This is a genomic window from Streptomyces sp. NPDC040405, from assembly GCF_055595765.1.
Map to the genome: position 1 here is coordinate 19,181 of NZ_JBVIVI010000029.1, position 14,887 is coordinate 34,067.

Below are 14,887 nucleotides of genomic sequence, written 5' to 3' on the forward strand. Positions count from 1 at the left end.
ATGAATCACGATCGGGAGCGGCCGGACAAAGAGCGAGCCTTTATCGGACTGTTCGGCGATGCCTATGCCTTGACCGTCGGGCCGAGCAGCCGACGGGCGTCGCGTTCGGGATTCACCGTGATCAGCGCGATCACGGCCGCGACGGCCGCGACGATGCCGAACACCTGGAACGCGGTCGCGTAGCCGGCGGCGGGCGAACTCGCCGCGTCGACTATCACCCCCACCAGATACGGCGCGACCAGACCGCCCAGCGACATCAGCGCGAGGAAGACGCCAAGCGCGCCGGCCAGCTGTTTCGGCGGGCAGATTTCCGAGATGGCCGCGTTCAGGAGGGGGAAGATCATGGAACCGATCCCGTAGCCCAGGGACACCACCACGACCACGAGGACCGGGACGCCGATCACCGGCAGGAGCACCAGGGACAGCCCGCAGAACAGCAGGCCGGCACCGGGCAGGACTCCCCGCGCCGCCCGGGAGCTGACTCCCCGGCCGAGCAGCTTGTCGCTGATGTAGGACGACACCACCAAGGAGACCAGGGAGACGATGCTGGGAAAGGCGAACATGGTGCCCGCCTGGAGCCTGCTGTAGCCGAGCCCGACCTCGAAATAGGACGGCAACCACGTGAGGACGACCGTCACCAATGCGTACATGGCGAACATCGCCCCCGCGCCACCCAGGAACGTCGGGGTCCGGAAGATCTTGCCCCAGGGCACCTTCGGCTGCTCCTCGTCCGTGCCCGCGGCGCTCGACCGCGGGCCCTTCCCGTACGGACCTTCCTTCCACGTGGCGAGCCACACTCCGCACCAGGCCGCGCCGATCACTGCCAGGACGACGAAGGCGGGTCGCCAGCCCCAGGCGGCGATGACGAGCGCGAGCACCGGTGCGACGGCGATCTTGGCGATGGACGAACCGGCGGTGATCCAGGCACCGGGAAGGCCGCGCTTCTCCGGCGGGTGCCACGAGTAGACGGCGGTGTACGCCAACGCCGAGGTCGGCCCTTCGGCGAAGCCCAGCGCGAGCCTGCTCACCAGGAGGACCGAGAAGCTGGCCACCGCGATGATCGGCAGCATGGTCGCCGCCCACACCAGGGAAAGCAGGACGAGGGACCAGCGCACGCTCATCAACTTGTCGAGCGGACCGGCGAAGAAGCCGCCGATGGTGAATGTCAGGAAGAAACCACTGCCCACCAACCCGATTTGCGAGGCCGACAGACCGAACTCCTCGGCCAGTGGCTGGGCCACCAATCCGAGGATCGCCTTGTCGCTCCAGTTGACGATGTACAGGACGACCACAATGACGGTCAGGCTCCATGCCTGCGCCCGGGACTCGTTCCGCTCCCCCACCGAGGGTCTGCGGGAGGCTTTCAGGCTTGTCGAAGTCACTTCATTGTCCTTTCGACGTCAAGGCAGCCAATGGCCATGAGGTGCGATCGCGGGTATTCCTGATTCAGTGGCCGGCTTGCCTACCTGATTGGACGAGACGCAGATCACACTGTCAAAGACAGATCGCTGAACACGGAGATAGGCAGCTCCTATGACGGCAACTCGGCCCCGCGGAAGTGAAGGTGTCCGGGCGCGAATGCGCAGCGCGGTCAGGGCCTCGTCAGTTGGCGGGCGATGACGCGCAGGGCCAGAACCTCATCGGCGCCTTCGAAGATGGACAGCACCCGGGCATCGACGAACAACCGCGAGATGCTGTACTCCTCCGCGTACCCATAGCCGCCGTGCAGCTGCTGCGCTTCACGGGTGACCCATTCGGCTGCCCGGCAGGCAAGCTGCTTCACCTGCGCCGCTTCGAGTTGACCGCCGCCCGCCGTCACGGCCCGTGCCGCCGCGAAGGCGAAGGTCCGGCACGCGGCGATCAACGCGGCCATCCTGGCGATCTTGGCGCGGGTCAGCTGGTGCTCCGCGAGCGACCGGCCGAAGACCGACCGCTGCCGCGTGTAGTTCAGGGCGAGTTCGAGCGCTGACTGCATGACCCCGACGGCACGGGCGGCGGTCTGTAGCCGCGCGTTGGCGAATGCCTGCATCTGAAGGTAGAACCCGCGCCCAAGACCGTCGTCCATCCCGATCAGGTCGCCGGCGGGCACGCGCCAGCGATCGAAGCTGACCTCGAAGGAATGCATGCCCCGGTAGCCGAGGGTACGGATCGCCCGTCCTTCGATGGATCCGTCTCCGTCCTGGGTGACACTCCATTCATGACCGTGGAAGGACGGTTTCTCGACGACGAAGAGCGACAGCCCGCGGTGGCCGGCGGTGTGGTCCGGGTCCGTGCGGGCCAGGACGAGGAGGTGATGCGCACGACCGGCGAAGGTGCACCAGGTCTTGACGCCGTTCAGGACCCAGTCGTCGCCGTCCCGGATCGCGACTGTGGTCACCCGGGCCACGTCCGACCCGTGGTCCGGCTCGGTCACCGCGACCCCGCACAGCTTCTCCCCCGCGGCGATCGCCGGCAGCCAGCGCCGCTTCTGCTCCTCGGTGCCACCGCGGGCGATCGCGGTGCCGATGATCTCGGGACGCGTGATGAGCGAGCCGGCGGCGCCGAGGGAGGCCCTGGAGAGCTCCTCGGTCACCACCACCATGCTCAGCAGGTCATCGGCTCCGCCTTCCGCACAGCCGCCGTATTCAGCGGGGATCGACAGCCCGAAGCACCCCATGCCCGCGAGTCCGTCGATGATGCCGGCGGGGATGTCCTCGTCATCACGGTGGATCCGGTCCGCCACCGGAAGGACGCGGTCCTCGGCGAACCCGCGGAAAGTGGTGCGGACCAGCTGAAGCTCTTCGGAAAGGTGGCGCGGCCCCGCCTCGCGGGTGGCCATCACCCGTTCGGCCACGCGCTCCAGGAAGGCCGGGTCACGTCCCGCGGCGACATGGACGGCGATGCCGTCCAGGGCCGACCTGTCCACGCCCCACAGGGATTCCCGGCCGGCCATGCGGCCGGCCAGGTCCGCGGCGACGTCGGCAGCGAAGAGCAACGCCAGATCCGCTTCGGTCCGGCCCTCGGCGCCGTAGTCGAGGAGTTCCGCGGCCGCCGCGACAGCCGCCGAGATCGACGCCAGATCGTACGCCACGGCCTGGTTCTCTTCCGGCTGCTGCGACGCGAGGTGGGCGGCCGCCTTGTCGACCGCGGTCTCCAGCACCTCGACGACAGCACGCGCGCGGGCAAGATTCGGCGGGGTGTGCTCCATCTCAGACCTCCTCCAGGGATGCGACCGGCCCGGTCACGCCGTCACCCGCTCGAAGACCGCGGCCAGCCCCTGGCCGCCACCGATGCACATGGTCTCCAGGCCGTACCGGGCGTCCCGGCGATGCAGCTCCCGGGACAACGTCGCGAGCATCCGCACACCGGTCGCCCCGACCGGATGCCCCAGCGAGATACCGGAGCCATGGACGTTAGTGCGCTCCAAGTCGCCGTCACCGAACTTCCATTCCCGCATGACCGCGAGCGCCTGAGCCGCGAACGCCTCGTTCAGCTCGATGAGGTCCATGTCGTCCAGGCAGAGGCCGGCGCGGTGCAGGGCGGCCGCGGTGGCGGGGACCGGGCCGATGCCCATGGTCTTCGGAGCGACTCCCGCAACACCCCACGAGACGAGGCGGACCAGTGGTCGCAGCCCGAGCTGCCCAGCGCGCTCGGGTGTGGTGACGACGCACATGGCGGCCGCGTCATTCTGGCCGCTGGCATTGCCCGCCGTGACCGTGGCGTCCGGGTCGGAGTCGAACAGGAGCGGCTTGAGTCCGCTCAACGACTCCAGCGAGGTATCGGCGCGCGGATGCTCATCGGTGTCGATCACGACGTCGCCGCTTCTGGTCCTGACCGTGGTCGGGATGATCTCTTCGGCCAGCATCCCGTCGGCCTGCGCCGTGACCGCCCGCTGGTGGGACGCGAGAGCCAGTTCGTCCTGTTCCTCGCGTGGGATCGCGTACTCACGGCGGAGGTTCTCGGCTGTCTCGAGCATGCCGCCGGGGACGGGGTGATTCCTCCCACCGGCCGTTGCCCGGGCGCGTACGAGGCCGTCGTGCATCGCGATGCCGTTCTTCGCGCCCCACCGCATGTCGACCGAGTAGAACGCGGCGTTGCTCATGCTCTCGGTGCCGCCTGCGACGACGACCTCATGGATACCGGTCTGCACCTGCATGGCGGCCTGGATTACGGCTTGGAGACCGGATCCGCACCGGCGGTCGATGTGCAGGCCGGGGACGGTGACGGGAAGACCGGCGTCGAGCGCGATGACCCGTCCGATCGCCGGCGCCTCGCTGTTCGCGTTGCAGTGGCCGAGGACGACGTCTTCGATCGCCTCGGGCGCGATGCCGGTGCGATCGATCAGTCCCTTGAGGGCGGTCACGCCGAGGTCGGCCGCCGTCAGGCTCTTGAACATCCCGCCGTAGCGGCCTATCGGAGTACGTACGGGCTCACAGATGACCGCTTCGCGCATGACCGGTGCCTTCCTGGCAGGGTGGTGTGTGCGGTTCCCAGCTCATCGATCTACATGAACCTTCCGCCGGTCACTTCCAGCACCGTGCCGGTCATGTAGGACGACATGTCGGAGGCCAGGAACAGCGCGACGGAGGCCACCTCGTGCACCTCGCCGGCGCGCTGCATGGGGATCTCGCCCATCTTCTGGTCCCACGCCTTCTGCGGCATCGCCTCGGTCATCGCGCTGCGGATCAGGCCGGGCTGGATGGCGTTGACGCGCACGCCGTGGTGCGCGAGTTCCTTGGCGGCGGCCTTGGAGAGGCCGACGATCCCGGCCTTGGCGGCGGAGTAGTTGGTCTGGCCGACCATGCCGACCTTGCCCGACAGCGACGAGAGGTTCACGATCGCGCCGCTCTTCTGCTCGCGCATGATCGCGGCCGCCGTGCGCGTGCCGTTCCAGGTGCCCTTGAGGTGCACGTCGATCACCTGGTCGAACTGTTCCTCGGCCATGGTCCGCATCGTCGCGTCGCGGGTGATCCCGGCGTTGTTGACCATGATGTCCAGCGAGCCGAAGTCCTCCAACGCCGCCCGGGTCAGTGTGTCCACCTCGGAGGAGCTGGTGACGTCGCACCGCACCGCTCGGGCGACCGCGGGACCGCCGAGGTCCTTGGCCGCCGCCTCGGCGGCATCGGGGTTCAGGTCACCGAGGACGACTCTCGCACCCTCCTTGACGAACAGCCCGGCGATCGCGAGACCGATGCCCTGAGCACCGCCGGTGATGACCGCGGTCTTGCCGGAAAGGAGCGCCATGAGTGATCAACTTCCCTCGTTTGTTCGGGGGTTCTCGTCCCGTGCGTCATCGGTCACTGCGGTCATCGCTGTCGGTCATGTCGCGCCCCGCTCGTCGTCGTGTGTCCGGATGACGCCTGTCTCGCTCAGCGTCGCGAGGTCGGTCGCGCACAGTCCGAGTTCGGTTCGCAGGACCTCGTCGGTGTGCTGGCCCACCAGCGGCGACGCCGCGGGCGGCGACTGCTCCCCGTCCATCACCACGGGCGCTCCGGGCGCCCAGTACCTTCCGACCCCGGGTTGCCGGACCTCCGCCATCAGCGGATTCTCACGCAGCAGACGCGCACCGTCGGCAGCGAGGTCGGTGAAGCTCCGGTACGTGGACCACAGCACCCGGGTCGCGCGCAGCACCTTCTCCGCCTCGGCGAGGGTGTGGGTCTCGAACCAGCCCGCGAGCAGCTCTCCGAGCACCTTCCGGTGTCGATAGCGTTGCGACTCCTCGGCGAAGTCCACCCCGAGCGCGGAAGCCAGCGCGGACACCGCATCGGTGAGACCCGTCGCGGCGAGAAGGTCCCGCCAGTGCCCGGCGGTGAGCGCCACGATCATCAACCGCTCACCGTCGGCGGTGGTGACGTCACGGCCGAAACTGCCGTAGACGTAGTTGCCGCCGCGTTCACGCGGCGTGCTGCCCAGTTGCGCCTCGGCGAGGTAACCGAGGCTTCCGGCGGTCGCCAGGGCAACGTCCTCGAGCGCGACCCGTACCTGCTGCCCCTCCCCCGTCAGCAGGCGGTGCCGTTCGGCGGCCAGCAGTCCGACCGACAGGTAGAGCCCGGCGGCGACGTCCCACGCGGGCATCAGGTGGTTCACGGGCTGTGCCGAGTTCTCGGGGCCGGTCAGCAGGGGGAATCCGGTTGCCGCCTGGACGGTGTAGTCCACCGCGGTTCCGCCGTCCCGGCGGCCGGTGAGCAGCACGTGGACCAGATCGGGGCGGCGCGCACGCAAGGTCTCGAAGGTCAGATCCGGGTGGCGCTCGGAGTTGCTGATGACGATGCCGCCGCGCCGTCCTCCCGCGACGATCAGATCGCCGACGAGTCGGCGCCCCCGCTCGGAGGACAGGTCCACCTCGATGGCCCGCTTGCCCTTGTTGAGCCCCGACCAGTACAGGCTCGTCCCGCTTTCGGCCAGCGGCCGGCGGGTGCGGTCGGCGGCACCGTCGAGCGGCTCGACCCGGATCACGTCGGCGCCCAGCTGAGCCAGGGTCATCCCGCTCAGCGGGGCCGCCACATAGCTCGAGATCTCGACGATCCGCATGCCCCGCAGCGGTTGGGACCGCCGGGCGTCCTTCTCAAGGACACTGTGCATGGCGCGTCACAGCCTTCCGAGCGAGCGGCCGCCGTCGAGCACGAGCTCCGCCCCCGTCATGTAGCCCGCGTAGTCGCTCAGGAGGAAGCTCGCCACCTGGGCGATCTCCTCACGGGTGGCGAGCCGGCCCAGGGGGACGGTTCCGACCGCCTCGTCGAAGTCCTCCTGCGTCCGGTGGAGAACCTCGACACCGGCGGTCCCTTCGGTCATCCCCGGAATGAGGACGTTGACCCGGATGCCATACGGCCCCCAGGCCGCGCCGAGAGACTTGGTCATCGCGCGCACACCGGCCTTGGCGCTCGCGGAGTGGACCGTGTCCGGGCCGCCCTGCTTCGACATCGTCGAGCCGATGTTGAGGATCGACCCGCCGCCGCGTTCGATCATGTGCCTGCCCACGGTCTGCGTGCAGTGCCAGGTGCCGTCGAGGACGATGTCGACGACCGCGTTCCAGGCATTCGGCGACATCTGCTCCGGCGCCACCCGGAAGTTTCCCGCGGCGTTGTTGACGAGGTGGTCGATGCGGCCGAGGTCCGTCATCACCGAGTCGATCACCGCCTCGACACGCGACCGGTCGCGGACGTCCACCTGATAGCCCTTGGCTGTGCCGCCCGCGGCGTTGATGTCCGAGCAGACAGCATCCAGCTTGTCCCGGGTGCGCCCCAGAACGGCGATTTTCGCCCCGAGACGGGCGAGTTCCCGGCCGATCGCCTCCCCGATACCCGACCCGCCGCCCGTGACGACAGCCACCCGGCCGTCGAACGTTCCCTGCTGCAACATGAGTTCTCCAGAAGAATGCGGCTCAGCCGGTGAAAGTCGGCGTACGACGTTCCAGGAACGCGGCACGTCCTTCGGCGAAGTCGTCACCGGCGAGCAACTCGACCTGCACCTCGGCCTCGGCGGCGAGAACCGACTCCAGGTCCTGCCGGTCCTGGGCGAAGATCTTTTTGGTTCCCGCCACCATGGCCGGCGACGCCGCGGCGAGCTGTCCGGCCCGCTCCATGGCCCGGTCCATGACCTCCGTCGCCGGCACGACCTCACTCACCAGGCCCATCCGGTGCGCCTGTTCGGCAGTGAGCTCGCCGGCGAGCAGGATGAGCTCCTTGGCTCGGCCGGGTCCGACCCGCTGGGACAGGCTCCAGAACAGGCCGGTGTCAGCGGTCAGTCCGAGCTTGGCGAACGAGGCCACGAACCTGGCGTCCGCTGCCGCCACCACGTAGTCGCTCGCGGCGGCGAGAGACAGTCCGAGACCGAACGCACCGCTTTCGACAGCGGCGACCGCCGGCTTCGGCGAACGGACCAGAGCGCGCGCGATGTCGTTGACCACCGCCAGCCGTGCCCTCGCGACATCGCGGTCCCGCGACATCGATCGGATGTCGCCGCCCGCGCAGAACACTCCTCGGGCTCCGTTGAGCACCACCGCCCGGCAGCTGTGGTCACCCTCGGCGTCCAGCAGTGCGGCCAGCAGCTCCCGTCGGTCGTCGAGGTCCAGGGCGTTGCGGCGGCTCGGCCGGTTCAGGGTCAGCGTCCGGATGGGACCATCCTGCGCGACGAGTACGGCGTGGTCCGTCATCGGCCCGCCCCCTTGAGCATCTGCTTGGCGATGATGACCTTCTGCACCTCGCTGGTGCCCTCGTACAGCCGGAACAGGCGGGCATCGCGGTAGAACCGCTCGACCGCGACCGTGCGCATGTAGCCCAGGCCACCGTGGATCTGGACGGCGCGGTCCGCCACCCGGTCGACCATTTCGGAGCAGAAGAGCTTCGCGCATGACGGCGCCATGCGGCGGTCACTGCCGTCGTCGTACGCCTTCGCCGCTTGACGCACCATCGCCCGGCCCGCGAGGAGTTCGCTCTGCGAGTCCGCGAGCATCGCCTGCACCTGCTGGAACTCCGCGATGGGACGACCACCCTGCCGATTCGCCGCGGCATGGTTGACGCTCTCCTCGACGAGCCGCTGTGCGAGCCCGACGCAGATGGCCGCGATGTGCAGCCGGCCGCGTGCCAGCGAGCGCATAGCGGCCGGGAAGCCCTCGCCTTCGGACCCGCCGATCAGCGCGGATTCGGATACGAAGACGTCGTCGAGAAACACCTCCGCGGTGTGCGCACCGCGCTGTCCCATCTTCTCGTCCTCGGGACCGACGGTGAGCCCCTTGGTACCGGACTCGACCGCGAAGACGGAGATGCCCTTGGTACCCTCGGTGTCGGCGTTCGTCCTGGCGAAGACCATGAACAGGTCGGCGCGGGTCGCATTGGTGATGAACCGCTTCTGGCCGTTCAGCAGGTAACCGCCTTCGACCCGGACCGCCCGCGTCCGCAGACCGCTCGGGTCCGAGCCCGCTTCGGACTCGGTCAGGGCGAATGAGGCGATCTTGTGGCCCGCGGCCAGGCCCGGCAGGTACCGCTGTTTCTGCTCATCGGTGCCGAAGTTCACCAGCACCTGGCCGGCTATGCCGTTGTTGGTCCCGAACATCGAGCGGAAGGCCGGTGCGGTGTAGCCGACCTCCATCGCCAGCTGGACGTCCTCGGTCATCGAGAACCCGAGTCCGCCGTACTCCTCGGGCAGCGCGTAGCCGAAGAGCCCCATCTCCGCCGCCTGCGCGCGGATGGCCTCAGGGATCTCATCCGTCTTCTCCATCACCTCCTCGGCCGGCACGACCTCCTTGCGCACGAAGGTCCTGATCGCGTTCAGCACGGCCTCGAAATCCGCGGCTTCCATGGGTTCTCTCCGTTCTTGATTCACCGGGCACGCGCTGCGGTCGACTGACCGTCCTGTTCGATCCGCGCACGCAGCTCGGCCTTGAGGATCTTTCCGGCGGCGGTGGTGGGCAGCGTGTCGACGACGTGGACGGCCCGGATCTTCTTGTACGGAAGGACCCGTTCGGCGACATACGCCATGACTTCGTCCGGGTCGACGGCCACGCCGGGCCGCGGCACGACGAAGGCGATCGGCTCCTGTCCGACGCGGGCGACGGACCGGCCGATGACCGCCGCCGTCCCCACGTCCGGGTGGCTGTGCAGGACGTCTTCGAGTTCGCGCGGATACACGTTGTAGCCCTTGTAGATCAACATCTCCTTGGCGCGGCCGGAGATGAAGACGAAGCCGTCCTCGTCGACGTAACCGAGGTCTCCCGTGCGCAGCCAGCCGCCGACGAACTGCTCGGCGGTGGCTTCCGGCTGGTTCAGGTAACCCGCCGTGACCTGCGGGCCGCGCACCCAGAGCTCACCGACCTCGTTCGGTCCGAGCGCGGCGTCGCCGCCGATGACGGGTCGGGCCTCCACCGTGGTGTCGATGACCGGCAGGCCGACACTGCCGCGTTTGCGCTCGGCACTCCGCAACAGCGGCCCCGCTGTCACCAGGCACGTCCCCTCGGTGAGTCCGTATCCCTCGCCGACCACCGCTGCGGGGAAGGCGGATTCGAGGCCTTGGAGGGTGGGCGGGTCGATCGGGGCCGCTCCCGAGGAGATCCCCCGCACCGAGGACAGGTCCCGGTCGTTCACCTCGGCGCTGTCCAGCAGCGCATGCCACATGGTCGGGCTGCCGGTCAGGTAGGTGGCGCGGTGACGCTCGATCGCTTCGAGCAGGCGCTCGGGAGAGAAGCGTCCAGCGAGCACGATGGTGGTTCCGCACAGCAGCAGGAAGTTCATGTTGATGAGCGCAAGCGCGTGGAACAAAGGTGACACGACTACCGTGACCGCGCTTCCGGGCCGCACTCCCGCGTCGTGCAGCCCTGCGATCGGGGAAAGCCGGAGATCGCCGTCCTCGGTGGTTGTGACCAGGTGGGCGGCGCGCCAGGCGACCATCTGTGTGACGTTGGCGACCACGTTGCGGTGCAGGACCCGGACGCCCTTCGAGACCCCGGTGGTGCCGCCCGTGTAGGCGATGTGGGCCACGGCGCCCGCGGTGACGGTGGCTTGAGGAGGGACGCCGGCTCGGCCCGCGACGAAGTCCGCGAGGGCCACCACACCATCGTCGACCGGAGGGGGCTCGGCGGACGGCGCACAGGCACTCGGCGGGACGACGACGACCGTCCGCAGGGCCGATCCCGCACCGGCCTCGAGCAGCGTGGCAGCGTGGGCGGGATGACTGACGGCGAGAGCCGCGCCGGTGTCGAGCAGTTGGGCGCGCAATTGCGGCGCGGGCTGCAACGGGTTGGCCAGCGAAACGGTCGCTCCGGCGAGCAGCGCGCCGTAGTAACCGACCAGGAACCACACGCTGTTGGACAGGTGCAGGAGGACGACGTCACCCTCGCGGACGCCGGCGTCCCGCACACCATGGGCGAACGCGGCGGAGCGCTCGTGCAACTGGGCGAAGGTGAACTGCTCCTCGCCGTCGACGACGGCCGCCCGGCCGCCGTACAGCTTCACGGCGGCGGTGAACAGCTCTCCCAAGGTCAGCTCGGGATAATCGAGCGAAGTCGGCATCGCCTCCGGCCAGTACGAGTTCACAGCACGGCCCCTTCCAACAGCAGGTTTTCCATGTCCGGAGAGGTATGTCCCAGCTCGGGCGGGATCGCACGGGTGTCCTGGCCCGGTACCGGCGCGAATGCCGCCCTCCGCAGCACCTACCGGCGAACCGGGTCGCGTGCCGGGTGGATCGCACCGCCGGGGTCGGGCGCTCGCGGTCGGCCCCCGAGTGTGGGCGCGCGTCCCGTTCGGCAGGGTGGTGGACGCGGACCACCGGTCAGGGCGAGTTCCATCGCGATCTGTGCCGGGGGCGGTGCGGCAGGCGCAGCACCCCACCGGCGACGGCGGCGGTCTTACAGGTCTCGGTTGTCATCTTCCCAGCTCCTGAGCGGGCCGAGGGACGGGGCGACCGCAACGCAACCGCCTGGCGGCCGCGTCCCGGTACACCTGACTGCACCACTGCCGGGCCGGGGCGTACAAAGACCAGTGCGTGTACGGACCTATCACCAGGACCTATGAGCGCAGGTCGGAGTCGTCTCGCCCGGCAGGGGAGCGACTGAAGGTGTCGTATCGTTCGACCATGGACCTGCGGCTCGTCGCGTACTTCGTTGCGGTCATCGACCACGGCAGCGTCACCAAAGCCGCGCAGGCGCTCTACATCGCGCAGCCGTCGCTTTCCCAGGCGATCCGCAGTTTGGAGCGCCAGCTCGGCATCCAGCTGTTCGACAGGTCAGGCCGTCGGCTGACCTTGACGGCCGGCGGACAGTCGTTCGCCGGGCCGGCACGGAAGATCCTGGCCGACGTCGAGCGCGCGAGGAACAAGGCGCACGCTGTCAGGGACTTGGTCACCGGACGCCTTGAGCTCGCGGTTCTGTCGACGCTGTCCGCCGATCCGCTGCCGGAACTGATCAGCAGGCTCCACCAACTGCATCCGGGCATCATGGTCACCGTTCTCGATCCCGGCAGCTCATCCGGTGTCGTGAGCCAGGTCCGGCAGGGGCAGGCCGAGCTGGGGCTGACGGACTTCCCTGTGAAGAGCGATACGTTGCAGACCCGCGAACTCTGGGACCAGGAGATCGCCCTCGTCCTGCCTCAGGACCTGGCCGCGGGGCTTCCCGACCCTGTTCCGCTCGAAGCGATCGACGGCATTCCCTTGGTCCTGGAGTCCTCGGGATCCGGGAGCCGAGCCGCCATCGACGAGGCAGTGGACCGATCCATCGGCTGCGTGGCCGTCGAATGCGCGCACCGGCAAGCGATCTGGGAGCTGGTCATGCACGGGGGAGGCGCTACGTTCCTTCCCCGGCGGATCGCGGAGAGCGAGCTCCGCAACGTGGTGGTGCGGTCGATGGCTCCGCAGATCAGGCGTGCGGTGGGTCTCGTGTTCCGCCCCGGACGGCTCTCCCCCGCCGCCACGGCTTTCTTGAACTCCGCCGAGGTCGTGCGCCGGGAGCGCTCGCCGGAGCCGGCTCGACAAATGCCCGGTCAGTGAGTTGCCCCTCTCCCTTGGGGGCGGGAGTTCGTCACAGGCCGTGCACGGCCCGAAAGAACTGGTGTCGGCGTACGCGTGAATGTGCATAGCCGCGTACGGATGAACGTACAGAGTTCTTGATGTGCTGAGGGCCGCCGTTCGGCACTCTGCTGCTTGTTGTTCGAGGTCGCCGAGAGGGGTGACCCGTGGTCCTGGATCCGGAACGCTGGTTGGAACTGCGGCGCTTTCGCGGACTCGTCGAGTCCGGAGCCATGAGCCTGTCGGAGGTCGCCAAGGAGACCGGACTCAACTGGCGGACGGTAAGCAAGTACTTGTCCGCCGAAGGGCCTGTGTCGCCTCCACGCCGGTCGCCGACTGGGCGGTCGCGGGTGAGGGTGATCGACGAGTTCGCTCCGCTGGTCGACTCGATGCTGCGGGCGGAGATTCTGATGAAGGCAGCCGTGATCCACGAGCGGCTCGCAGGCGAGTACGGGTTCACGGCAAACTACCAGCGGACCAAGCTCTATGTTCAGGAAGCCCGCCCGCGGATCGCCGAGGAACTCGGCATTTCGCCGAAGGAACTGGCGGGCATGCACCGCCGCTTCGAGGTGATCCCCGGTGCCCAGGCTCAGGTGGACTGGGACGATGAGGGCAAGATCCTGGCTCACATGGGCATCGCGAAGGTCTACTCGTTCCACATGACGCTGTCGTACTCTCGCGATCCGTTCTGCTGCTTCACCACAGGCCAGGACCTACAAACCTTCTTCGACTGCCACCGCCGGGCGCTTGCCCATTTCGGCGGGGTGCCGATGACGATCGTTTACGACCGGACCAGGACCGTCGTGCGTCGGCACGTAGCCCCGGGCGAGGCGGTCCCTCTGCACCCGGAGGCGGTCGGCTTCGCAGGCCACTCTAGGGCTCCGTTAGGTCTGTCTTGATCTTGGTGTGGTCCTGCTGGGCAGAGGTTGGTGGCAGGTGGTGCAGATGCCGGTCCAGCAGTTCAGCAGGTCCTGGAGGGTGTCGAGGATCTGGTAGAGGGTGAGTCTGCTGTGTCGGCTTTTGGGGCCAGCCGCTGTTCGGTGAGGAAGGCGTGGGCGGCGGTGACCAGGGGGATGTGGTGGTGCCAGCCGTTCCAGGAGCGGCCTTCGAAGTGGTCCAGGCCTAGGCCGTGCTTGAGTTCGCGGTAGTCGTGCTCGATGCGCCAGCGGATCTTTGCCAGCCGGACCAGGTCGGCGATCGGGGTGTCGTCGGGCAGGTCGGACAGCCAGAACCGGGTCGGTTCGTCTTCGCCGTCGGGCCATTCGGCCAGCAGCCGCACCTGGGGCAGGACGCCGTCCCACCGGCCGTGCTCGGCCACCGCGGCTGCCTGGGCCAGCCGACGCGAGCGCACCCCGGCCGGCCGAACCCGTACTGCGAGGAAACGGGAGGTCATCGCGCCGCGGGAGCCTTCCCGCCAGGTCACCTGGCTGAAGGCTTCCCGTCCGGCGCCCGCTGCCAGGTCCGCCACCGTCACCGGTGGCTGCCGGTAGCGGGGCTGGGGCCTGCGGCCGTTGCCGGACCAGGCGGGGGCCGTGGGGACCGCATCGTGCGGCTGGACGGTGATATCGCCGCGGATGCCGACCACGTATGCGTGTCCCCACTCGGCCAGGCCGGCACGAAAGTCTGCGTTCTGTCCGTAGCCGGCATCCGCCACCACGACGGGTGGCATCAGTCCCCATCCGGCCAGTTCATCGAGGGCGTCCAGTGCCAGCCGCCACTTCTCCCGGTGCCCGGCGTCCTCGGGCACGCGGGTCCGTCGGCGCCGGAGGGCGTCATCCGCCCATTCCCTGGGCAGGAACAGCCGCCAGTTCAGCGGGCACGAGGCCGTGTCGGAGACCGCGTGCACGCTGACCGCGACCTGGCAGTTGGCCTGCTTGCCCAGCGCACCGCAGTACTGGTGAGCGACACCGACCGACATCCGGCCGTCCTTGGGGAACGACACGTCATCGACCGCCCAGGCGTCCGGACCGATCCGCGGCACCAGCCGCTCGGCGATCCGCCGCCGCACCGGCACCGGATCCCACGTGGACTGGTTCACAAACTGCTGCAGATTCTGCTCATTGCCGTCCGGCAGACGCTCCGCCATCGGCTGGATCGACTTGCGGCGGCCGTCCGTCATCAGTCCGCGCAGATAGCAGTCGCTCTTGGCCCGCTGGTCCTTGCGCGGCACCGAGGCGAACACATCCGCCACGAATAACGCCAACGTCGCCCGAACACGATTCACGTCATGTGCGTCCACACAGTCCTCCTGCCCCTGAACACGGCAGGCAGACAGACCTAACGGAGCCCTACTAGTGTCCTGCGCCGGAGATTCGTCGGCGGAATTGGGCGAGGGATTCGAGGATCTCCTCGGCGGTCTTGGTCCAGATGAACGGCTTCGGGTCTGTGTTCCAGTTCCTGACCCAGGCGCGGATGT

The 14,887-nt window shown here is 68.7% G+C and carries 12 protein-coding genes; 2 read left to right on the top strand and 10 right to left on the bottom strand.

Annotated features, from left to right (window positions below; genetic code table 11):
• Positions 1 to 62 precede the first annotated feature (62 nt).
• The 9 genes from ACZ59A_RS44305 to ACZ59A_RS44345 all read right to left on the bottom strand — a co-directional run bounded on the left by ACZ59A_RS44305 (position 63) and on the right by ACZ59A_RS44345 (position 11,006).
• Entirely contained in the window at positions 63 to 1,382 is a 1,320-nt protein-coding gene (locus ACZ59A_RS44305; RefSeq protein WP_470971395.1) for an MFS transporter, read from the bottom strand.
• A gap of 209 nt (positions 1,383 to 1,591) precedes the next feature.
• Positions 1,592 to 3,187 carry an acyl-CoA dehydrogenase family protein gene (locus tag ACZ59A_RS44310; protein WP_470971398.1) on the bottom strand — a complete coding sequence of 532 codons (1,596 nt, stop codon included), beginning with the start codon at positions 3,185 to 3,187 and terminating at the stop codon, positions 1,592 to 1,594.
• Positions 3,188 to 3,220: 33 nt separating this feature from the next.
• Entirely contained in the window at positions 3,221 to 4,432 is a 1,212-nt protein-coding gene (locus ACZ59A_RS44315) for an acetyl-CoA C-acetyltransferase (protein WP_470971401.1), read from the bottom strand.
• A gap of 50 nt (positions 4,433 to 4,482) precedes the next feature.
• Complete coding sequence (gene fabG, locus ACZ59A_RS44320; RefSeq protein ID WP_470971403.1) at positions 4,483 to 5,223, bottom strand: 3-oxoacyl-ACP reductase FabG; 741 nt, start codon at positions 5,221 to 5,223, stop codon at positions 4,483 to 4,485.
• Positions 5,224 to 5,298: 75 nt separating this feature from the next.
• Positions 5,299 to 6,561, bottom strand: coding sequence for a CoA transferase (locus tag ACZ59A_RS44325; protein ID WP_470971405.1), 1,263 nt, complete (start codon positions 6,559 to 6,561; stop codon positions 5,299 to 5,301).
• Between the two features lie 6 nt (positions 6,562 to 6,567).
• Positions 6,568 to 7,338, bottom strand: coding sequence for an SDR family oxidoreductase (locus tag ACZ59A_RS44330; RefSeq protein ID WP_470971408.1), 771 nt, complete (start codon positions 7,336 to 7,338; stop codon positions 6,568 to 6,570).
• 22 nt (positions 7,339 to 7,360) lie between these two features.
• On the bottom strand, positions 7,361 to 8,131 hold the full coding sequence (locus ACZ59A_RS44335; RefSeq protein WP_470971410.1) for an enoyl-CoA hydratase/isomerase family protein: 771 nt from the start codon (positions 8,129 to 8,131) through the stop codon (positions 7,361 to 7,363).
• Complete coding sequence (locus tag ACZ59A_RS44340) at positions 8,128 to 9,276, bottom strand: acyl-CoA dehydrogenase family protein (RefSeq protein ID WP_470971413.1); 1,149 nt, start codon at positions 9,274 to 9,276, stop codon at positions 8,128 to 8,130. Before ACZ59A_RS44340 ends, ACZ59A_RS44335 begins: the two co-directional genes overlap by 4 nt.
• Before the next feature lie 20 nt (positions 9,277 to 9,296).
• Entirely contained in the window at positions 9,297 to 11,006 is a 1,710-nt protein-coding gene (locus ACZ59A_RS44345; protein WP_470971415.1) for a class I adenylate-forming enzyme family protein, read from the bottom strand.
• Positions 11,007 to 11,544: 538 nt separating this feature from the next.
• Here ACZ59A_RS44345 and ACZ59A_RS44350 point away from each other — a divergent pair.
• Positions 11,545 to 12,453, top strand: coding sequence for a LysR family transcriptional regulator (locus tag ACZ59A_RS44350; RefSeq protein WP_470971417.1), 909 nt, complete (start codon positions 11,545 to 11,547; stop codon positions 12,451 to 12,453).
• Between the two features lie 185 nt (positions 12,454 to 12,638).
• A complete protein-coding gene (locus tag ACZ59A_RS44355; protein WP_470971420.1) occupies positions 12,639 to 13,370 on the top strand; it encodes a DDE-type integrase/transposase/recombinase in 732 nt (243 codons plus the stop codon).
• Positions 13,371 to 13,432: 62 nt separating this feature from the next.
• Here the strand turns inward: ACZ59A_RS44355 and ACZ59A_RS44360 are convergent, their stop codons facing one another.
• Positions 13,433 to 14,710 carry an IS701 family transposase gene (locus ACZ59A_RS44360; protein WP_470971422.1) on the bottom strand — a complete coding sequence of 426 codons (1,278 nt, stop codon included), beginning with the start codon at positions 14,708 to 14,710 and terminating at the stop codon, positions 13,433 to 13,435.
• Positions 14,711 to 14,887: the final 177 nt, after the last annotated feature.

What these genes read in the sequence shown, in the direction of transcription:
- fabG (WP_470971403.1), bottom strand. Translation starts at nt 5,223, where the DNA reads ATGGCGCTCCTTTCCGGCAAGACCGCGGTCATCACCGGCGGTGCTCAG.
- ACZ59A_RS44325 (WP_470971405.1), bottom strand. Translation starts at nt 6,561, where the DNA reads ATGCACAGTGTCCTTGAGAAGGACGCCCGGCGGTCCCAACCGCTGCGG.
- ACZ59A_RS44335 (WP_470971410.1), bottom strand. Translation starts at nt 8,131, where the DNA reads ATGACGGACCACGCCGTACTCGTCGCGCAGGATGGTCCCATCCGGACG.
- ACZ59A_RS44310 (WP_470971398.1), bottom strand. Translation starts at nt 3,187, where the DNA reads ATGGAGCACACCCCGCCGAATCTTGCCCGCGCGCGTGCTGTCGTCGAG.
- ACZ59A_RS44350 (WP_470971417.1), top strand. Translation starts at nt 11,545, where the DNA reads ATGGACCTGCGGCTCGTCGCGTACTTCGTTGCGGTCATCGACCACGGC.
- ACZ59A_RS44340 (WP_470971413.1), bottom strand. Translation starts at nt 9,276, where the DNA reads ATGGAAGCCGCGGATTTCGAGGCCGTGCTGAACGCGATCAGGACCTTC.
- ACZ59A_RS44315 (WP_470971401.1), bottom strand. Translation starts at nt 4,432, where the DNA reads ATGCGCGAAGCGGTCATCTGTGAGCCCGTACGTACTCCGATAGGCCGC.
- ACZ59A_RS44330 (WP_470971408.1), bottom strand. Translation starts at nt 7,338, where the DNA reads ATGTTGCAGCAGGGAACGTTCGACGGCCGGGTGGCTGTCGTCACGGGC.